Source organism: Micromonospora sp. WMMA1923, from assembly GCF_049179195.1.
Lineage (GTDB): Bacteria > Actinomycetota > Actinomycetes > Mycobacteriales > Micromonosporaceae > Micromonospora > Micromonospora yangpuensis.
Map to the genome: position 1 here is coordinate 4571908 of NZ_JBMHLZ010000001.1, position 19399 is coordinate 4591306.

The 19399-nt window shown below is 72.1% G+C and carries 21 protein-coding genes; 13 read left to right on the forward strand and 8 right to left on the reverse strand.

Annotated elements, in window-relative coordinates:
- Positions 1–71: 71 nt before the first annotated feature.
- Together ACN28G_RS20640 and ACN28G_RS20645 are read right to left on the reverse strand one after the other, a co-directional pair.
- Positions 72–971 (reverse strand): Gfo/Idh/MocA family protein, encoded by a 900-nt coding sequence (locus ACN28G_RS20640; RefSeq protein ID WP_175440639.1) that lies wholly within the window; start codon positions 969–971, stop codon positions 72–74.
- 81 nt (positions 972–1052) lie between these two features.
- A complete protein-coding gene (locus ACN28G_RS20645) occupies positions 1053–1334 on the reverse strand; it encodes a hypothetical protein (protein ID WP_175440640.1) in 282 nt (93 codons plus the stop codon).
- A 194-nt stretch (positions 1335–1528) separates the two neighbouring features.
- On the opposite strand from ACN28G_RS20645, the gene ACN28G_RS20650 reads away from it, so the two are divergent.
- The 3 genes from ACN28G_RS20650 (at position 1529) to ACN28G_RS20660 (ending at position 2777) form a co-directional block, all read left to right on the forward strand.
- The gene (locus ACN28G_RS20650; RefSeq protein ID WP_091443085.1) at positions 1529–1720 is read left to right on the forward strand and encodes a hypothetical protein; all 192 of its coding nucleotides are present in this window, start codon (positions 1529–1531) and stop codon (positions 1718–1720) included.
- Between the two features lie 117 nt (positions 1721–1837).
- On the forward strand, positions 1838–2254 hold the full coding sequence (locus ACN28G_RS20655; RefSeq protein WP_091447230.1) for a hypothetical protein: 417 nt from the start codon (positions 1838–1840) through the stop codon (positions 2252–2254).
- 136 nt (positions 2255–2390) lie between these two features.
- Entirely contained in the window at positions 2391–2777 is a 387-nt protein-coding gene (locus tag ACN28G_RS20660; protein WP_091443088.1) for a hypothetical protein, read from the forward strand.
- A gap of 83 nt (positions 2778–2860) precedes the next feature.
- Here ACN28G_RS20660 and fabG read toward each other — a convergent pair whose 3' ends face one another.
- Both fabG and ACN28G_RS20670 read right to left on the reverse strand, forming a co-directional pair.
- Complete coding sequence (gene fabG / locus ACN28G_RS20665; RefSeq protein ID WP_091443090.1) at positions 2861–3619, reverse strand: 3-oxoacyl-ACP reductase FabG; 759 nt, start codon at positions 3617–3619, stop codon at positions 2861–2863.
- Between the two features lie 62 nt (positions 3620–3681).
- Positions 3682–5334 carry an alpha-amylase family protein gene (locus ACN28G_RS20670; protein WP_091443093.1) on the reverse strand — a complete coding sequence of 551 codons (1653 nt, stop codon included), beginning with the start codon at positions 5332–5334 and terminating at the stop codon, positions 3682–3684.
- A gap of 65 nt (positions 5335–5399) precedes the next feature.
- On the opposite strand from ACN28G_RS20670, the gene ACN28G_RS20675 reads away from it, so the two are divergent.
- Positions 5400–6014 carry a DUF1349 domain-containing protein gene (locus ACN28G_RS20675; protein WP_091443096.1) on the forward strand — a complete coding sequence of 205 codons (615 nt, stop codon included), beginning with the start codon at positions 5400–5402 and terminating at the stop codon, positions 6012–6014.
- A 117-nt stretch (positions 6015–6131) separates the two neighbouring features.
- Positions 6132–6821 (forward strand): DedA family protein, encoded by a 690-nt coding sequence (locus tag ACN28G_RS20680; protein ID WP_421480155.1) that lies wholly within the window; start codon positions 6132–6134, stop codon positions 6819–6821.
- Between the two features lie 10 nt (positions 6822–6831).
- Here the strand turns inward: ACN28G_RS20680 and ACN28G_RS20685 are convergent, their stop codons facing one another.
- The 3 genes from ACN28G_RS20685 to ACN28G_RS20695 all read right to left on the reverse strand — a co-directional run bounded on the left by ACN28G_RS20685 (position 6832) and on the right by ACN28G_RS20695 (position 9559).
- Complete coding sequence (locus ACN28G_RS20685) at positions 6832–8262, reverse strand: carbohydrate-binding protein (protein WP_091443103.1); 1431 nt, start codon at positions 8260–8262, stop codon at positions 6832–6834.
- 82 nt (positions 8263–8344) lie between these two features.
- Complete coding sequence (locus tag ACN28G_RS20690; RefSeq protein ID WP_421480156.1) at positions 8345–9160, reverse strand: YidC/Oxa1 family membrane protein insertase; 816 nt, start codon at positions 9158–9160, stop codon at positions 8345–8347.
- Positions 9161–9271: 111 nt separating this feature from the next.
- Positions 9272–9559, reverse strand: a complete 288-nt coding sequence (locus tag ACN28G_RS20695; RefSeq protein WP_091443110.1) for a DUF6412 domain-containing protein — start codon at positions 9557–9559, stop codon at positions 9272–9274.
- Between the two features lie 181 nt (positions 9560–9740).
- Between ACN28G_RS20695 and ACN28G_RS20700 the strand changes: the two genes are divergently transcribed.
- The 3 genes from ACN28G_RS20700 to ACN28G_RS20710 all read left to right on the forward strand — a co-directional run bounded on the left by ACN28G_RS20700 (position 9741) and on the right by ACN28G_RS20710 (position 13842).
- Positions 9741–10922 (forward strand): carboxylate-amine ligase, encoded by a 1182-nt coding sequence (locus tag ACN28G_RS20700; protein ID WP_091447233.1) that lies wholly within the window; start codon positions 9741–9743, stop codon positions 10920–10922.
- A gap of 60 nt (positions 10923–10982) precedes the next feature.
- Positions 10983–12353, forward strand: a complete 1371-nt coding sequence (locus ACN28G_RS20705; RefSeq protein ID WP_421480157.1) for an FAD-dependent oxidoreductase — start codon at positions 10983–10985, stop codon at positions 12351–12353.
- A 526-nt stretch (positions 12354–12879) separates the two neighbouring features.
- Positions 12880–13842, forward strand: coding sequence for a hypothetical protein (locus ACN28G_RS20710; protein ID WP_091447238.1), 963 nt, complete (start codon positions 12880–12882; stop codon positions 13840–13842).
- A gap of 237 nt (positions 13843–14079) precedes the next feature.
- Here ACN28G_RS20710 and ACN28G_RS20715 read toward each other — a convergent pair whose 3' ends face one another.
- Positions 14080–14886, reverse strand: coding sequence for an Fpg/Nei family DNA glycosylase (locus tag ACN28G_RS20715; protein ID WP_091443116.1), 807 nt, complete (start codon positions 14884–14886; stop codon positions 14080–14082).
- Positions 14887–15534: 648 nt separating this feature from the next.
- Here ACN28G_RS20715 and ehuB point away from each other — a divergent pair.
- The 5 genes from ehuB to ACN28G_RS20740 all read left to right on the forward strand — a co-directional run bounded on the left by ehuB (position 15535) and on the right by ACN28G_RS20740 (position 19341).
- The gene (gene ehuB, locus ACN28G_RS20720; protein WP_421480158.1) at positions 15535–16389 is read left to right on the forward strand and encodes an ectoine/hydroxyectoine ABC transporter substrate-binding protein EhuB; all 855 of its coding nucleotides are present in this window, start codon (positions 15535–15537) and stop codon (positions 16387–16389) included.
- Between the two features lie 9 nt (positions 16390–16398).
- Positions 16399–17118, forward strand: coding sequence for an ectoine/hydroxyectoine ABC transporter permease subunit EhuC (gene ehuC / locus ACN28G_RS20725; RefSeq protein ID WP_091443123.1), 720 nt, complete (start codon positions 16399–16401; stop codon positions 17116–17118).
- Positions 17115–17768, forward strand: coding sequence for an ectoine/hydroxyectoine ABC transporter permease subunit EhuD (gene ehuD / locus ACN28G_RS20730; RefSeq protein ID WP_091447242.1), 654 nt, complete (start codon positions 17115–17117; stop codon positions 17766–17768). The genes ehuC and ehuD overlap by 4 nt, the downstream gene beginning before the upstream one ends.
- Positions 17758–18576, forward strand: a complete 819-nt coding sequence (ehuA, locus tag ACN28G_RS20735) for an ectoine/hydroxyectoine ABC transporter ATP-binding protein EhuA (protein WP_280519250.1) — start codon at positions 17758–17760, stop codon at positions 18574–18576. The genes ehuD and ehuA overlap by 11 nt, the downstream gene beginning before the upstream one ends.
- A 114-nt stretch (positions 18577–18690) precedes the next feature.
- On the forward strand, positions 18691–19341 hold the full coding sequence (locus ACN28G_RS20740; protein WP_139135749.1) for a hypothetical protein: 651 nt from the start codon (positions 18691–18693) through the stop codon (positions 19339–19341).
- The last annotated feature ends 58 nt before the right edge of the window (positions 19342–19399 follow it).

Sequence of the window (19399 nt, forward strand, 5' to 3'; positions counted from 1 at the left end):
GAGCGAGGCGGCAGCGCGGTGTGTGAGAGGGGTGCCCCGCTCGACCGAATGCGTTAAGAAGGGGCCCTTCCTTACAGCTGGGTGGTGGTGGCGGTGGTGCGGGCGGTCTCGGCTGCGGCGAGGACCGCGACGACCTCGCGGCCGAACCGGACGTCGCAGCGGTGGTCGCGGGTGCCGGCGTCGATCTCCGCCAGCAGCTGGTCGAGGGCGGCACCGAGGGCGGTGATCGGGCTGCCGTCACCGGGCGGTACGTGCTGCACCCCGTTCTCGCCGTAGAAGACGAACTCCCGGGCATCGGCCCCCGGCGGGGCGTCCAGGGTGAGCGAGACCGTGCTGGTGGCACCCCCGTCGTGGGTGAGCAGCAGGTGCACCAGGCCACGCGGGCCGTCCATCGCGGCCACCCGGGTCACCCGGCCGAGCACCGGCAGGATGATCGAGAGCGCGTGCGGTCCGACGTCCCAGAGCGCGCCGTGCTCCCGCCGCCAGGTGGAATCCTGGTACGGCCCGCCCGGCTGGAAGATCGACGCGAACCGCAACGCATGACCGGTGTGCCAACCGCCGGCTGCCGAGGCCGAGGCGAGGAACGCGGCGATGTCCGGCAGGAACCGGCTGGTGAAGAAGACCACCGAGGCGACCCCGGACTGCTCGGCGGCGGCCACCACCCGGTCGGCGTCGGCCACGGTCAACGCGGTCGGCTTGTCCAGCAGCAGGTGCCGGCCGGCGGTGGCGGCCCGGACTGCGAGGTCGGCCTGTACGTCCGGCGGGAGCGCCACCGACACCGCGTCGACCGCCTCGATCAGGGCGTCGGCGTCGGTGAAGACCGGCACCCCGTACCGGGCGGCCAGCGCGGCGGCCTTCTCCGGGTTACGCCCCCAGACTCCGGCCAACTCGATCCGGGGGTGGGCGTCGAGCGCCGGGGCGTGCGCCTTCGTCGCCCAGTGACCGGTGCCGAACAATCCGAACCGCAGCACGGAACCTCCCGGATGTCGTTCTCCGCCACGCCGACGCCGCAGCCGTGAGCCACGCTAGCCGCCGGCCACCGCGACCGCAGCTCACCACCCCGGCACCGGGGCTCGGGGCCGTCCTGGTTGCGCCGGGACGGGTTGGCGCTGAGTCGTCAGCCCTGCCGTTCGCACGAAGATCGCTCGACGTACAACGGCGTCGCCCCGGGCATCGAGTTGGTAGGCCTCCAACCAGGTCCACCCGTCGTAGGTGGTCTTGGTCCAGCCCTCGATCACGCGAATCACCCGGATCACGATCGGCTTCGTAAACTGAGGGCTGGCAGCGCGGGTTACGAGGACCAGATCGCCTGCCTCCGGCAGTGGCGCGTTCACCGCAGGTCCTTCACCCGCAGCCAGGCCAGAATCCGAGCACGCGATATCGCGACGCGGGGGCACCAGCCATCCGGACGGCACCGGTGGCAACGGCTGCCGTTGTGGTCATAATGAGTTGCCTCAAGGCAACCCCCAAGGGCGTTTCCTAACCCTGAACCTCTTTGTGCAAGGGGGTGAAGCCATACCGTCAGTTTGTGGAGCTGCTTGGGTTGGATGAGATCCGTGATCTCCTCGGCGGGATCAGCAAGCAGCGCGCCACGATCATCGTGGGCCGCAAGGGCTTTCCTGACCCTGTCGTGACCTTGAAGATGGGGCGCGTCTGGGACGGCGCGGCCGTTCGGGCGTGGATAGCCGACCACCGCCCCGCCCCGGCAGACGAGGACTGACGTGCCCGCGCCTGGCGGTCTACCGCCAGGCGGCGCGACCTTGCTGGCCACCACCCACATGGTGAGTACTACGGCGGTTAGTAGGCTGGGGCGGTGACCGAGGGATGGGCCGGGGGGCTGGCGATGACCAGTGCCGCCGCGACGGGTTCGCCGGTGGACGGGATCCTGGCGACGGCGACGATCGTGCTGTCGCTCGTACTCGCGGGGTGGGCCCTGGTGGCGGCGGTGCGCCACCGGGCACCGGACCGGGCGCAGTTTGTCGGCCTGGCCGTGCTGGAGCTCGCGCTGGTCGCACTGGTGGTGGTGGCGCTGGTCGCGCTCGGCGGCGGGGAGCGGCCCGGCGAGCCGGGGGCGTTCGCCGGGTACGTGGTGACGTTGGTCTGCCTGCCCCCGCTGGCCGCGGTGCTGGCCCGGATGGAGCCCACCCGGTGGGGTTCGGCGATCGTCTGCGTGGTCTGCCTGGTCGTGCCGGTGGTGGTGGTCCGGCTCCAGCAGACCTGGGCGGTCGTGGCCGCCGGAGGCTCCGGTGGCTGAGCCGACCCCACCGGCCGGGCCGCCAGCGGCGGAGCCAGCCGGGCAGCCAGCAGCCGAGCCAACCGGCCAACAAGCGACCCCACCAGCCGGGCAGCCAGCCGGTGAGCCCAGGGGCACCAACCGGGGGCCAGGGCGGTTGCTGATCGCGGTCTACCTGCTCTTCGCGATCGCGGCGACCGCACGCGCCGGGTTGCAGATCGCGACGAAACTCGCCGAGGCCCCGGTGGCGTACCTGCTCTCCGGGGTGGCGGCGGTGATCTACATCGTGGCCGCGGTGGGGCTGGCCCGCGCCGGCACCGGTGGCCGGCGGACCGCGCTGGTCTGCTGTTCGGTGGAGCTGGCCGGGGTGTTGGGGGTGGGCGCGCTGAGCCTGGCCGACCCGGCGCTCTTCCCCGACGAGACGGTCTGGTCGGAGTTCGGCAGCGGCTACGGGTACATCCCGCTGGTGTTGCCGGTGCTCGGCCTGGCCTGGCTGTGGCGGACCCGCGGCGCGGACCGGACGGATCCGTCCGGTCGCGGCTGAGCCGCCGCCGGCCCGCAGCACCGCCGGGACGCAGCACAGTCGGCCCGCAGCACCGCCGGGACGCAGCACCGCCGGGACGCCGCTCAGTCCTGGGGGCCGCCGGCGACGTAGACGACCTGGCCGGAGACGAACGACGCGCCCTCGCTGACCAGGAACGAGATGGTGTGGGCCACGTCGTCGGGGCGGCCCACCCGGCGGACCGGGATGGTCGACTCGGTGTGCTTCTGCAACTCGGCGAAGTCGACCTTCATCCGGGCGGCGGTGGCGGCGGTCATGTCGGTGACGATGAACCCGGGGGCCACCGCGTTCACCGTCACGCCGAACGGGCCCAGCTCGATGGCGAGGGTCTTGGTGAAGCCCTGCAGGCCGGCCTTTGCCGCCGCGTAGTTCGCCTGGCCCCGGTTGCCAAGCGCGGAGGTGCTGGAGAGGTTGACGATCCGGCCCCACCGCTGCTCGACCATGTGCCGCTGGGCGGCCTGGCTGAACAGGAACGCGCCGCGCAGGTGTACGCCGAGCACGGTGTCCCAGTCGGCGTCGGTCATCTTGAACAGCAGGTTGTCGCGGAGCACCCCGGCGTTGTTGACAAGCACGGTCGGCGGGCCCAGCTCGGCGGCGACCCGGTCGACGGCTGCGGCGACCCGGGCCCGGTCGGCGACGTCGGCGGCCACCCCGAGGGCGCGGCCACCGGCGGCGACGATCCCCGCCACGGTCTGCTCCGTCGCCGACTCGTCGAGGTCGACCACCGCGACGGTCAGGCCGTCGGCGGCGAGCCGGCGGGCGGTGGCCGCACCGATGCCGCGGGCGGCTCCGGTGACGATGGCGACGCGGGGCTCCTCCGACATGGCTACCTCCCGGTAACGGACTGTCGGAGGAGCTTAACCCGCGCCTCCGGAACTGCCGAGGGTCAGCTTCCGTTGCCCCGGTAGAGCCGGATCCAGCGGTACCCGTGGCCGGCGATCTTCAGCTTGTCCAGCTGCTCCACGTCGTCGTAGGGCTGGTCGGCCAGCACGTCGATCGGCAGGTCGGCCTCCTCGGCGAGCATGCCCAGGTCCACCACCGCGTCGCTGGTGCCGAGGTTGTGCAGGAAGACCATCGCCCCGTGCCGTCCATCGGCCCGGTGCGCCAGCACGCCCGGCGGCATCGGGATGTCGATGTGGGTGGTGGAGCCGGAGCCGATCTCGGGGCACTCGCGTACGGTCCGGATCATCCGCTCGAACCAGGCAAGCAGCGAGTCGCGGTCCCTGCGTTGGGCGGTGACGTTGACCGCCTGGTAGCCGAACTCACCGTCGGAGATGACCGGCCGGACCAGCTTCTCCGGCTCGGCCGTGGAGAAGCCGGCATTCGGCTGGTACGACCACTGCATCGGGGTACGGATCGCGTACCGGCCGTCCAGGTCGAGGTTCTCCCCCATGCCGATCTCCTCGCCGTAGCGCAGCACCGGGGTGCCGCGCAGCGAGAACTGCAACGAGTACGCCAGCTCGATGCGCCGACGGTCGTTGCCGAGCATGGGGGCGAACCGCCGCCGGATGCCCCGGTCGTAGATGCGCATGTTCTCGTCCGGACCGAACTGCTCGTACACCTGCTCACGCTGGTCGGCGGTGAGCCGGGACAGGTCGATCTCGTCGTGGTTGCGCAGGAAGGTGGCCCACTGCCCACCGTTGGGCAGGACCGGGGTGTCCCGCAGCGCCTCGATCACCGGCTCCGGGTCCTCGCGGGCCAGCGCCAACATCAACCGGCCGTTGAGCATGAAGTCGAAGAGCATGTGTACGCGGTTGCCGGAGCCGCCCTTGTCCCCGAAGAACTGGGGCAGCTCGTCGGGCTCCACATTGGCCTCGGCGAGCAGCACCGCGTCACCGCGCCGCCACTGCACGTGCTCGCGCAGCTCGGTGAGGAACTCGAAGTCCTTGGCCGAGTCGGGGTGGCCGGGCTCGGTCAGCTCGATGATGAACGGCACCGCGTCCATCCGGAACCCGGCGACGCCGAGCTGGAGCCAGAACGAGATGATCTTCTTGACCTCGGCGCGTACCTCGGGGTTCTGGAAGTTGAGGTCCGGTTGGTACTTGTAGAACCGGTGGTAGAACCAGGCCTTCGCGGTCCGGTCGTAGGTCCAGGTCTCCTTCTGCTCCCCGGGGAAGACCATGCCCTGGCGGCGGTCCGTCGGCTCGTGGTCGGCCCAGACGTACCAGTCGCGGTACGGCGAGTCGGGCGAGGAGCGGGCCGAGACGAACCACGGGTGCTCGTCGGAGGTGTGGTTGACCACCAGGTCGATGATCACCTTGATGCCCCGGTTGCCGGCCTGGTGCAGTAGCTCGGCGAAGTCGCCGAGGGTGCCGAAGCGGGGGTCGACGTTGTAGAAGTCGGTCACGTCGTAGCCGTCGTCCTTGTTGGGCGACGGGTGGATCGGATGCAGCCAGAGGCAGGTCACGCCCAGCCTGGCCAGATAGTCGAGTCGGCTGATGAGGCCGGGGATGTCGCCCACCCCGTCGCCGTTGGAGTCCACGAACGTGTCGATGTCGAGGCAGTAGACGACCGCCTCGGAGTACCACCTGTCACCCATGCGGCATTCACTTTTCCGACCGCGTCCGTCGGCAAACGCGAATTGACCTCCGGTACCGTCACGACATGAGTCAGGATTCCGCCGTGCCGCCCCGCCGGGTCGACTGGACCGAGGGGGTCTGGCTGAACCGACCGGTACGCGCCGAGCCGACCCCGGACGGCGGGCTGACCGTCCAGCCCGGTGCGGGCAGTGACTTCTGGCGGCACACCAGCTACGGCTTCGTCCACGACGACGGGTCGGCACTGCTGGCCCCGTTGCCCGTCGGCCGGGCCGTGGAGGTCGACTTCCGGCTCGACTTCACCGAGCAGTTCGACCAGGCGGGCATCCTGGTCCGGGTCGACGAACGCACCTGGACCAAGGCCGGGGTGGAGTTCAGTGACGGCCAGCCGCAGGTCGGTGCGGTGGTCACCCGGGAGCTGTCGGACTGGTCGGTCGCGGCGGTGCCGACCTGGGCCGGCCGGCTGGTGAGCGTCCGGGTCAGCCGGGCTGGCGACGCGCTTACCGTCCGGGCCCGGGTCGAGGGCGAGCCGTGGCAGCTGGTCCGGCTGGCTCCGCTGGCCGAGGGGGTCGCCGCGTCGGCCGGGCCGTTCTGCTGCTCGCCGACCCGTGATGGGCTCGCCGTCCGCTTCACCGCCTGGCGGCAGGGCCCGGCGGACCGGGAGCTGCATCCCGAGAGCTGACCAGCCGGTCAGGGTGGGCCGGCCCACCGGCAGGTGTGGCCGGACGGCGGTGGGGTAAGGCTGGATGATCCCCGGCCGTTTCACGTCTTGCCGGCCGCCCGCGGAAGGACGCCCGTCATGGCTCTCGCCGAGAACGTCGAACCGAGCCAGCTGGGCGGTCTGACCGGCTGGGTGGCCCAGGTGATCGAGTCGGCCGGTCCGATCGGCGTGGCGCTGCTGGTCGCGCTGGAGAGCATCATCCCGCCGATCCCCAGCGAGATCGTCCTGGCGATGGCCGGCTACCTGGCCGGTGAGGGCCGGTTCAACGTGGTGGTGGTGGGCGTGGCCGCTACGGCCGGCTCGCTGCTCGGCGCGCTGGTGCTCTACTGGGTGGGCGCGGTGCTCGGCGAGGACCGGTTGAAGCGGTGGCTGGACCGGCTGCCCCTGGTCGACCTGGACGACCTGGAGCGCGCCGACCGGTGGTTCGAGCGGTACGACCGGTGGGCGGTGCTCTTCGGGCGGATGATGCCGGTGGTCCGCAGCCTGGTCTCGATCCCGGCCGGGGCGAACCGGATGCCGTTGCCGGAGTTCGTCCTGCTGACCACGCTGGGCAGCGGCATCTGGAACGCGCTCTTCGTCGGGCTCGGCTACGTCCTCGGTTCCCGCTGGCAGGAGATCGACAGGTACAGCAGCTGGTTCGACTACGGGATCATCGCCATCTTCGTCGTCATGATCGCCAGCTGGGCGGTCAAGAAGGCCCGCCGCCGCCGTCGTCGCACCGACAGCCCCGGCGGCACACCGGGGCTGTCGGGTCGAGCGGGTCAGTGAGCCGAGCGGGTCAGCGGCGGAAGCTGAACCAGTTGACGTTGACGAAGTCGGCGGGCTGGCCGCTGGTGAAGGTGAGATAGACCGTCTGCCGGCCGGTCACCCGGGACACGTTGCCCGGCACCGACCGCCAGCTCTGCCAACCACCGGTGTTGGCCACGCTGAAGCTGCCGATCGGGGTGCTGGTCGGACTGCCCACCCGCACCTCGACGAGGCCACTGACCCCGGCGGCGGCGCCGGAGGCGACCCGGGCCACGAAGTCCGTGGGCGGCGTGGAGCCGAAGTCGACGTTGTCGAAGCGTACCCAGTTGCCGTTGCCCACCGCGGCGATGTTCTGTCCCCCCTCGGAGCAGGCCTCGACCAGCACCCCGCTCTGCGCGTTGTACGACTCGGCCTGGATGGTCGAGTACGCGTCGCGCACCCCCGAGGGCGGGGTGGTCGGTGGCGTGGTGGGCGGGGTGGTGGGCGTGGTGCCGCCACCACGCCGGTACACCGCCACGTAGTCGACAAGCATCGGCCGACCGGGGACGGTCGCGGCGGTCGGGGTGCCGAAGCCGGCCACGCCGTTCGGGAAGCCGCCGCCCATCGCCACGTTGAGCAGCAGGAAGTACCCGGCGTGACTGGTCATCTGGGTCCAGTACGGCTCGCCGACCTGGCTCTGGGTGACAGTGTGGTAGAGCTGCCCGTCGACGTACCAGCGCAGTTGCTGCGGGCTGGTCGAGGCGTCCCACTCGAAGCGGTAGGTGTGGAACGCCGACTGGCAGCTGCTGCCGGGGCAGGTCCGGAAGTTGCCCAGGCCGTTGTTCTCGTCGCACGGGCCACCGGGCGCGACCCCGCAGTGCAGGACGCCCCAGACCCGGTTGATCCCGTTGACGTTCTCCATCACGTCGAACTCGCCGATGCCCGGCCAGTTCTGGTAGTTGCCCCGGTACGGCGAGCCGAGCGCCCAGAACGCCGGCCAGTAGCCGAGGGCGGCGTCCCCGGTGACGTTGGGCATCTGGATCCGGCCCTCGATGGCCATGATGCCACCGGCCGGGGCCTTGAAGTCGCTGCGTACCGACTCGATGCGGGCCGAGGTCCAGGTGCCGTTCGACGCGCGCAGCGGGGTGATCCGCAGGTTGCCGGCGCCGTCGTGGGAGAGGTTCGAGGTGCTGTTGGTGTACGTCTGGATCTCGCCGGTGCCCCAGTTGGGCGGGCCACCCGGGTAGCTGGTGCCGGTGTCGATGATCCAGTTGGCCGAAGAGGGCAGCGTGCCGCTGGCGCCGGTGAAGTCGTCGCTCCAGACCAGGCTCCAGCCGGCGGGCGGGGTCGGCACCGCGGCGTTGGCGTTGACGCTGACGGCGGCGCCGGCCAGCACGGTGGTGACGGCGGCGGACAGGGCGACGGCCAGTCGTAGCCGACGACGCGGGGCGGGTGCGGCGGGAGCCGCCGGGGCAGGTGTCACGGGCGTGCCTCTCTGCGGGACGGGGGCGAGAGAGCGCTCTCTCAGGTTTTCTACGTACCCGGTCGGCATTTGTCAACATCGATCACGCGATCGGCACCGCCGGTGAGCGGCGGAACACCAGCTGTTCCAGTGCGGTCCAGGCCGTGGTGGTCACCAGGTAGAGCACCCCGGCCAACGGCAGGACCAGAGCGGCGGCCACGGTCAGGTAGGGCAGCAGCGGCAACAGCCTGCCCAGCACCACGGCCACCGCCCCGCCCACCTCCGCCACCGACTCCCCCGCCGGCGGCAGGCCGCCGCCCGCACTGCCGGTCGCCACGGCACTGCCGCCCGCCACAGCACTGCCGGTCGCCACGGCACTGCCGCCCGCCGTCGCGCGGCGCATCCGCCGCGACGACCACCAGGCCAGGGCGGTCAACACCACCAGCAGTACGCCGAACAGCGGTCCCGCAGCCCCGGCCAGTCCGTCGCCGACACGGTGGCCGAGCGACACCCCGGCCAGCTCCTCGGTCAGCAGGCCCCGCCCGGCGTCGGCGGTGGTGAAGAGCTGGAACATCAGGAAGAAGAACGGCGCCTGCAACAGCGCCGGCAGACACCCGGCGACCGGGGAGGCCCCGGCCTCGCGGTACAGCCCGAGCAACTCCCGCTGCTGGCGGGCCGGGTCGTCGGCGTACCGCTGGCGCAGGTCGCGCACCCGGGGGGCGAGCGCCGCGCGGCGCCGCTCACCGCGTACCTGCGCGACGGTCAGTGGCGAGACGAGCAGCCGGACCAGGACGGTGAAGAGCACGATGGCCACGGCGGTGGCCGCGCCCCCGGTCAGCGGTTCGAGTGTGGCGGCGAGCAGGTGGACGGCGGCGCTGGCAGCGCCGACCGCGGTGTCGACAGGTGCGAAGGCGAGCATGGGTGACCCCTCGGTCAGATTCCGGAGAGACGTCCGTGGTGGACGACTGGCGAGACGGAATCGGCCGCGCGGGAGGACTGCCGGCCGGGAATCACCCGGCGGCGAGGGGAACTACGCGGCCGATGGGGCCGCGCCGGGTGCGCGGGGACGCGGCCGGCCGGCGGCGTCCGGGTCGACCTGTCGGGGCATCCGGCGTTGCCGGGCCCGTTGCCGCAGGCCGGTGCCGTGCCGGGCGATCCGGCGGACGGTGCAGGCACGTGGGTGCGCGGCGAGCAGGGCGGCCAGCAGCGCCGCAGCGACGACGGCCGCCCCGGCCAGCAGCTCGGCCGGTCGGTCAGCGAGCACGGTCGACTGGGTGAGCAGGTACACCCACGTCAGGACCCACAACCGCGCCAGCATGCCGGCATCGTAGGACCCCGCGTCACGCCCCGGCACCGACAGCGCCGGGCGGCACGGATCGGGAAGCGCCGATTCGGACCCGCCGATGCGCGTTTCCCCGCCCGACCACCGTGGGTAACCACGATCCGGCGCGCGAGAAGCGGACAGCCGACCGACGGTACGAGGGATGGTGGTGGCGGCGATGACCGGTCAGCTTGCGGAGGCGACCGCGGGTACGACGGAAACCGGCGGGTCCGACCGGCTGACCGTGGGGGTGGAGGAGGAGTTCCTCCTGGTCGACCCGCACACCGGTGCCGCCGTGCCCGCCGTGGACCTGGTGATGGAGCAGGTGCCGGCCGAACTGCGCGGGCAGGTGGAGCGGGAGTTCCAGACCAGCCAGATCGAGATCGGCAGCCCACCCGGACTGGAGCTGTCGTCGATCCGGCACTCCCTCGGCGTGCTGCGGGCCGCGCTGGCCGACGCCGCCGAGCGGGCCGGGGTACGGGTGCTGGCCATCGGCACCGGCCCGGTCGACGGGCCGATCCCGCCGGTGGTGGACAAGCCGCGCTTCGACCGGATGATCGAGCGGTTCCGGCTGCTGGTGCCCGGTCCGGGCAACAACGGCATGCACGTGCACGTCGGCGTGCCGGACCCGGACACCGGCGTGCAGGTGCTCAACCACGTCCGGCCCTGGCTGCCGATCCTGCACGCGGTCACCGCGAACTCCCCGTTCAGTCAGGGCGAGGACACCGGGTACGCCAGCTGGCGCTCGATCGAGTGGGAACGCTGGCCGTCGGTGGCGCCCACCCCATGGCTGGAGTCGTACGAGCACTACGGCCGACTGATCCGCCAGCTCATCGACAGCGGGGTGATGCTCGACGAGGGGATGCTCTACTGGTACGCCCGGCTGTCGGCGAAGTACCCGACGGTGGAGATCCGGATCGGTGACGTCTGCCCGACGGTGGACGACGCGGTGCTGATCGCCGGCCTGGTCCGGGCCCTGGTCCAGACGGCGATGACGGACATCGCCGCCGGCCGTCCGGCCGTCAACACCGACCACCACCTGCTGGTGGCGGCGCACTGGCGGGCCGCCCACGACGGGCTGGAGGGTTCCGGCGTCGACCTGGCCACCGGGGCGGTGCGCCCGGCCTGGGAGCTGTTCGACGCCCTGGTCGACCGGCTCCGCCCAGCGCTGGCCCAGCACGGCGACCTCGACCAGGTCACCGGTCTGATCGACGGGCTGCGGCGGCACGGCACCGGGGCCGCCCGGCAGCGGGCCGTCTTCGCCCGGACCGGTCGGCTCACCGACGTGGTGGCCGACGTCGCCCAGCAGACCCGCGGTACCGCAGTGGACCCGACGGCGCGCCAGCACGTGACAGACTGATGCGGCGCGTGAGCACGTGACAGACTGATGCGGCGCGCCAGCGCGTGACAGACTGATCAGGTGGCCCAACGGTTGGTCGTGGTCGGCGGGGACGCCGCCGGAATGACGGCGGCGTCCCAGGCCCGGCGCCTGCGCGACCGCGACGATCTGGAGATCGTCGCCTTCGAGCGGGGACATTTCACCTCCTACTCGGCCTGCGGCATCCCGTACTGGATCGGCGGGGTGGTCGACGACCGGGACGAGCTGATCGCCCGCCACCCGGCCACCTTCCGCGAGTCGTACCAGATCGACGTGCGGTTGCGGCACGAGGTCACCCGGATCGACCTCGACCGCCGCGAGGTCGTCGCCCGGGACCTCGACGGTGACCGCGAGATTCGCGAGCGTTACGACACCCTGATGTACGCCGTCGGCGCGACCCCGCGCCTGCCGGCATGGGCGGACAGCCAGGTGGCCGGCATCTTCGGGGTGCAGACCCTGGACGACGGCGCGGCGCTGCGGGCCTGGCTGGAATCCGAGCCCGCACCCCGCCGGGCGGTGGTGGTCGGCGGCGGCTACATCGGTGTCGAGATGGCCGAGGCGCTGATCCAACGTGGTCTCACGGTGACCCTGGTCGAGCAGGCCGAACAGCCGATGACCACGGTGGACCCGGACATGGCCGTCCGGGTCGCCGACGCGATGCGGGCCCTGGGCATCGAGATCCGCACCGGCGTCGAGGTGACCGGGCTCCGGGAACGGGACGGCCGGGTCACCGCCGTGGTCACCGACGACGGGCCGGTGCCGGCCGACGTCGTGGTCCTGGGCCTGGGGGTACGCCCCAACACCGCCCTCGCCGAGGCGGCCGGCCTGCCACTGGGCTCCAGCGGTGGGGTCCGGGTGGACCGCCGGATGCGGGTGCTCGGGGTGCCCGACGTCTGGGCGGCCGGCGACTGTGTGGAGAGCCTGCACCGGGTCAGCGGCCTGCCGGTGCACATTCCGCTCGGCACCCACGCCAACAAGCAGGGCCGGGTCGCCGGGATCAACATCGGTGGCGGGTACGCCGCCTTCCCCGGGGTGATCGGCACCGCCGTGACGAAGGTCTGCGAGCTGGAGGTGGGGCGTACCGGCCTGCGGGAGCAGGACGCCCACGCGGCCGGGTTCGAGTTCGTCTCGGTGCACGTGGAGTCCACCAACCGCGCCGGCTACTACCCCGGTGCCCGGCCGATGACGGTCAAGCTGATCGCCGAACGCCCCAGTGGTCGGCTGCTCGGCGCTCAGATCGTCGGTTGGTCCGAGGCGGCCAAGCGGATCGACGCCCTGGCGGTGGCGCTCTGGAACGAGATGACCGTCGACGACATGACCGGTCTCGACCTCGGCTACGCCCCTCCGTACGCCCCGGTCTGGGACCCGGTCCTCATCGCCGCCCGCAAAGCCGTAGACGCCCTAGCCCGCTAACCGCCACCCGGCTACTCCCCTGCCCGGCCGCCCCGCCGCCCCGCGACTCCGCGACCCGGCAGCCCCGCGACCCGGCGGCCCGGCCGCCCGCGGCCCCGCGGCCCCGCGACCCCGCGACCCGGCAGCCCCGCGACCTGGCGGCCCGGCCGCCCCGCGACCCCGCGACCCCGCAGCCCCGCGACCCCGCGACCCCGCGACCCCGCAGCCCCGCGACCCCGCGGCCCGGCAGCCCCGCGACCTGGCGGCCCGGCGGCCCGGCGGCCCCGCAGCCCCGCGACCCCGCGACCCCGCAGCCCCGCGACCCGGCAGCCCCACGACCTGGCGGCCCGGCGGCCCGGCGGCCCGGCCGCCCCGCGACCCCGCAGCCCGGGTTTGGGGAGATCTGTGGTCGCTATGGCGACCACAGATCTCCCCAAAGCGCCGGATGTCGGGGAGGTGACTGCGGGGGGTGGGCGGGTGGGGTGGGGTTGGTGGGTGAGGTTGGGTGGGTTGGGTTGGGTGGGGGTTGGGATGGGTGGGGGTGGGGGTGGCTGGTGATGGCGCTTTGCGGGTGGAGTGGTTGCTCTTCGAGCAGGCGGGGATCATCACCTGGGGACAGGCCACGGCCGAGCTGAGTCCAGCGAAGGTGCGGCACCTGGTGACCAGCGGGCGCTGGCACCGGGTCTGTCGGGGCGTCCTGCGGGCCGGCTCGGCGAACGCCGTTTACAGCCGGGACCAACAGTGGTGGGTCGCGGTGCTGGGCGCCGGCGACCAGGCCCTGCTCTCCGGTCTGGCTGCGGCACAGGCTGGCGGCCTGCGAGGCACGTGGCGGTACGACACCGTCGACGTGTTGATTCCGCACCCCGCGCACCCCGCCGATCTGCTCCGCCGGCTACCGCTCGGGCTTCCGGCGGTGCGGATACGTCGTACCCGCGTGCTGCCACCGCAGGACCGGCAGCGCGGCCGCCCGCACCGCACCAGCATGGCCCGCTCGTTGGTGGACGCGGCGCAGTGGGCGCGTACCGATGATCAGGCGCAGGAGATCCTCGCTGCCGGCTGCCAGCAGCGGCGGGTGACCTCGGCGGCGCTGCAATCGGTCCTGGACCGGCTGCCCCGGGCCCGCCGCCGACCACTGCTGCGGCAGACCATACGGGACATCGCCGGCGGCGCCGAGGCTCTCTCCGAGATCGACCTGGTACGGCTCTGCCGGCGGTACGGACTTCCGGTTCCGGAGGGCCAGGAACGACGGCCCGACGCCGACGGCCGGACCCGGTTCCTGGACGCCTACTGGCGGCGATGGCGGCTGCATGTCGAGGTCGACGGCGCCCATCACATGGATGTCCGCAACTGGGCGGCCGACCTGCGCCGACAGAACAAGGTCTGGATCGAGGGTGACCGGATCCTGCGGTTCACCGCGTTCGACGTCCGGCGACGCCCGGCGGAGGTGGCGGCCCAACTTCGGGCCGCCCTGACGGCTGCGGGCTGGTCGGCGGATCCGACCCCCAGCTAGACCGCCGACCACCGACCACCGCAACTGGGCCATCGAGCACGGGCACCGAGCACCGGCACCGGCACCGGCACCGGCACCGGCACGAGCAACGGACGCGAGCACGAGCACCGGACACCCCAACTGGGCCACCGAGCATCGGGCACCGGCCACCGAAGCTGGGCCAACGGCCGTCGGCCGACCCGCAGGTAGGCCAGCGGCCACCGGCGACCTCCGCAGCTGGGCCGGTGAGCTGCCGGGTCAGCGTTGGCAGGTGGGGCACCAGTACAGGTTGCGGCCGGCGAGGGTGCCGCGGCGCACCTCGGTGCCGCAGACGTGGCAGGGCTGACCGGGGCGGCGGTAGACGTAGACCTCACCGCCGTGCCGGTCGACGCGGGGGGCCCGGCCGGTCGCCTCGGGCAGGTGCGCCGGGCGGACGGTGTCGATCCGGCCGTGCGCGACGGCGAGGGTCATCAGCTCGACCAGGTCGACCCAGAGGTCCCGCCAGGCGGCGGCGGTCAGCTGCCGGCCGGGCAGCGTCGGCGGCAGACCGGCCCGGAACAACGCCTCGGTGACGAAGATCAGCCCGGTGCCGGCCACCACCGACTGGTCGAGCAGGAGCGCGGCCAGCGCCGTCGAGCTGCGCACGATCCGGGCGTACGCCCGCGCCGGGTCGGCGTCGGCGCGCAGCGGATCCGGGCCGAGCCGCTCCCGCAGGGCCCGTACCTCCGGCGGGTCGAGCAGTTCACAGGCGGTCGGGCCACGCAGGTCAAGCCAGTGCCGGTCGCTGGCCAGCCGCAACCGGATCTGCCCCACCGGCTCCGGCGGCGCACCGTCGCCGTCGGTCACCTTCCCGTACAACCCCAGGTGTACGTGCAGGGTGAGCTCACCGGCGTAGTGGTGCAGCAGGTGCTTGCCGTACGCCTCGGTGGACTCCAGGACGGTGCCGGAGAGCCGGGCCGCGCCCTCGGCGAACCGGCCCTGCGGGCTGGCGGCGTGCACCTTGTCCCCGGCGAACAGCTCGGCGTGCCGGGCCGCCAGGCGGTGGATGCTGTGTCCTTCTGGCACGGCTGCCGAGCGTAGCCGAGCCACGCCGACGCCTTCGGCCGGCGCTGCCCGGTGACCTGACCTGTCGGGGTGTCGGACGCCGGAAGAGGTCCCGCGCCCGATGGGAGCAATGCGAGGATTCTCAGCGTTTTCCCAGCTCCACCCGGGGGTGGGGGTTGTCGCCCGCGGTCGGGTCGGTATGGTCGGTCGCCAGGTGGCGGGCTGCCCCGCCGCCATGATCAGGGTGCACGACCAGGGTCGCCGGGCGGGGTTCCTGCCGGGTGACGGCCGACCGGCGCGGAACGACCCGCGTCGCGCTGACGCCTGTCCGCGTCGGGAACGGCACGGCGCTGCCGACCGCCGGTTGAATGCGGTGCGTGATCACCGAGCCTGCGTTTGGCATGGTCGCAGGCCCGCCGGACAGCGCGCGTCCGGCCTTCTGCGCTGCTCAAGCGGGGTTTTCGCCGGGTGCCTCGGGCTGCGCGGAGCCGGCGGCGACTGCGGTCCGTGATTAAGGTCCGATCACGATACATAAGCATTTTTCATCTTTTGCGGTGCTTGTGGCTATGGTCGGGCATCCACGCACCCCCCGTAAGCCATCGTGGAAAGGGAGAAGCTGTGGCACTGAATCGAGGAACATCGCGGCGTGATCTGTTCAGGCTCGCGGCCGTGGCCGGCGCGGCCACCGCCTCGGCCGCTCTGGTGGGCTGCTCGCGGACCGACACCGCCGGCGGCGACGCCGGTGGCGACGGGAACCTGCTGGAGCAGGCCCGGGAGCGCGGTTACCTGACCGTCGGCTTCGCCGGCGAGGCGCCGTACGCGTTCAAGGACGGCGGTGACCTCACCGGGCAGGCCCCCGCCGTACACGGTGAGATCTGGAAGGCGCTCGGCATCGACGAGCTGCGCGGGGTCCAGGTCGGATTCGGGCAGTTGATCCCGGGCCTGAACGCCAAGCGGTTCGACGCGGTGGCGGCCGGCATGTTCATCCTGCCGGACCGGTGCGCGCAGGCCCAGTTCTCCGCGCCGGTCTACGTCGCGCCACAGGCGTTCCTGGTGCCCGAGGGCAACCCGGAGCAGCTCACCGACTACAAGTCGGTGGCCGACGCGGGTCTCACGCTGGGTGTGCTGCCCGGCGCGGTGGAGGGCATCCACGCCCGGGAACTCGGGGTGACCGAGCTGGTCGAGATCGCCAGCCAACGGGACGCGCTCTCGGCGCTCAAGGCCGGCCGGATCAAGGCCTTCGCACTGACCAGCATCTCGCTGCGGAACATGCTCGACCAGGAACAGGACGCCAAGCTGACGTTGACCGAGCCGTTCACCCCGGTCATCGACGGCAAGGAGCAGATCGGTGCCGGCGCGGCGGTCTTCCGCAAGGACAGCACCGACCTGCGCGACGCGTTCAACGGCGAACTGGCCAAGCTGCGCGAATCCGGCCGGCTGCTGGAGCTGATCCAGCCGTTCGGGTTCGGCCCGGAGACCATCCCACCGGCGGACCTGACCACCGAGCAGCTCTGCCAGGGCTGACCCGTAGCCGTGGACTTCGTCACCGATTTCACCCCCTGGGTCGACGATCTGCTCGGCGGTGTCTGGATCACCGTGCTGGTCACCGTGCTCGGTGCCGCCGGAGCGCTGGTCATCTCGTTCGTCTTCGGGCTGCTGGCGCAGGCCAAGGGGCGGTTGCCCCGGTTCGTGGCCCGGACCTTCATCGAGTTCTTCCGGGGCACCTCGCTGCTGGTGCAGCTGTGGTGGCTCTTCTTCGTGCTGCCGGCCTTCGGCTGGACGTTGGAGCCGCTCGCCGTCGGGGTCACCGCCTTCGCGCTCAACTTCGGCGCGTACGGGGCCGAGGTGGTACGCGGTGCGATCAACGCCGTACCGAGGGCGCAGTGGGAGGCGACCGTGGCCTGCAACATGACCGCCTACCAACGCATGCGGCTGGTGATCCTGCCGCAGGCGGTGGTGGGGATGATCCCGCCGTTCAACAACCTGCTGATCCAGCTGCTCAAGTCGACGCCGCTGGTCTACACGGTCACCCTGATCGACGTGACCGCGGTCACCCAGGACTTCCGGGCGGCCGAGGGGCATGAGGCGTACATCTTCGGGTTGGCGCTCCTGGTCTATCTGGCGCTGGCCTACCTGTTGACGTTGGGCACCCGGGCGCTGGAGCGGCGGGCGAAGGCCGCGGTCGGTCAGCACGAACCGGCCCGACGCCGCTGGTGGTCACCGGCCCGACCGACCCGGGGGGTGACCGGATGACCTGGGACTGGGACTACGCCCTCGACATCCTGCCGGACCTGCTCTCGGCCTTCGTCCGGTTCACCCTGGTGGCGACCGTGCTGGGTACCCTGCTCGGCGCCATGCTGGGACTGGTGTTCGCGGTCGTGCGGCGGCTGCGGGTGCCGGTGCTCGCACCGTTGGTGGGTGCGTTCATCGAGTTCGTCCGCAGCACGCCACTGCTGGTGCAGCTCTTCTTCCTGTTCTACGTGCTGCCGCTGGCCGGCGTCACATTGCCCGCACTGACCACCGGCGTCATCGGTCTCGGGGTGCACTACGCCTGCTACTACGCCGAGATCTACCGCGCCGGGATCGACGGTGTCCCCAGGGGACAGTGGGAGGCCAGCACCGCGCTCTCGCTGCCCCGACGCTTCGTCTGGCAGCACGTGGTGCTGCCCCAGGCGATCCGTCGGGTGTTGCCGGCGCTGGGCAACAACGTGATCTCGATGTTCAAGGAGACGCCGTTCCTGGCGCTGATCACCGTGCCGGAGATGCTCCAACAGGCCCGGTCGATCGGCGGCTACAGCTTCCGGTACGTCGAGCCGATCACCCTCGTCGGCCTGATCTTCCTGGCCGCGAGTTACCCGACCGCCATCGCGCTGCGCCGATTGGAGATCCGCCTTGGTCGCTGAACCTGTCACCGAGAAAACCGATCCGCTGCCGTCGACGGGGCCGATGGTCCGGTTCGACAAGGTGGTCAAGAAGTACGACGACCACGTGGTGCTCCGCGAACTCGACTTCGAGGTCGCCCCCGGCGAGCGGGTCACCCTGATCGGGCCGAGCGGCTCGGGCAAGACCACCATCCTGCGACTGTTGATGACGCTGGAGCGTCCCGACGACGGGCTGATCTGGGTCGACGGCGATCCGCTCTGGCACGTCCGCGCCGGCACCGGCTACCGGCCGGCCAACGAGAAGCACCTGCGGCAGGCGCGCCGCTCCATCGGCATGGTGTTCCAGCAGTTCAACCTCTTCCCGAACATGAGCGTGCTGCGCAACGTCACCGAACCGCCGGTACGGGTGCTGGGCGTCTCGCGGGACGAGGCCGAGCAGCGCGCCCGGAGCCTGCTGGAACGGGTGGGGTTGAGCGAGAAGGCGGACGCCCGGCCCACCCAACTCTCCGGCGGGCAGCAGCAACGGGTCGCCATCGCCCGGGCGCTGGCCATGGAACCCAAGGTGCTGCTGCTGGACGAGGTCACCTCGGCTCTCGACCCGGAACTCGTGGTCGGGGTGCTCGACGTGCTGCGGGAGATCGCCGACACCACCGACATCACCATGCTGATCGTCACCCACGAGATGAACTTCGCGCGGGACGTCTCGAACCGGGTGATGATGTTCGACCAGGGCCAGGTGATCGAGCAGGGGCCGCCGGAACAGATCTTCACCGATCCCCGGCACGAGCGCAGCAAGGAGTTCCTCCGGGCCGTCCTCGACGCCCGCTGAGGCGGCAACGGGTGTCGGGCTCCTGGTGGGTGGGTAACTCCGGGGGGTGACCGCGTGGCTGGTCCGCCAGCCGGGTTCGTCCCGTCCGCGCGGCGTTCACCAGGAGGAGTAGCGATGAGAATTCCTTCGCTGTCGCGCCGTAAGGAGCCGACACCAGAGGAGCAGGACAGCCCCCGCGACGGCGCGGTGGCGACCGAGGCCCACCCCGACGAACGCGTCTCGGACGCCGAACGGCGCGCCGCCGAACGCGGCGCGGTGGCCCGCGCCGCCACCGCCCGGCCGACCGAGGACAACCAGCGCCGCAAGCCCCTGCCCCCGCCGCCGCCGGCCGGGGTGGACAGTCGTACCCCGGGGTCGGATCGGTCCACCGACGACCCGGCGCGGACCCCGGTCGACGCCGTGACCCCGACCGACGGCCAACCACCGGTGGTCGCCGGCCCGAAACCGAGGGCCAGCCTGCTCGCCACCGTGGGCCTGGTGGTGAGCGTGGCCGGCGCGCTGTTCGTGTTGACCGGCACCCTCGCCGGCTACGGCATCGGGCTGGGCGCGTTGGGCGCGGTCGTCGCCGTGCTCGGCCTGATCGCCACCCGCCGCCGGCACGTCGCCGGCAAGACCGACGCGCTGATCGGCATGCTGGTCGGGCTCGCGGCGGTGGTGATCGGGGTGCTGGCGATGACCGGCCAATTCGAGTGGCCCACCACCGACGGCGACACCGTGCTGCGCTTCCGGGAGTGGCTTGACTCACAGTTTGTCGACCGCTTCTGACGGGCACATGTGATCTCGCCGGTGGTACACCGGAGGTCGGCCCGGCCAGCAGGTGGTT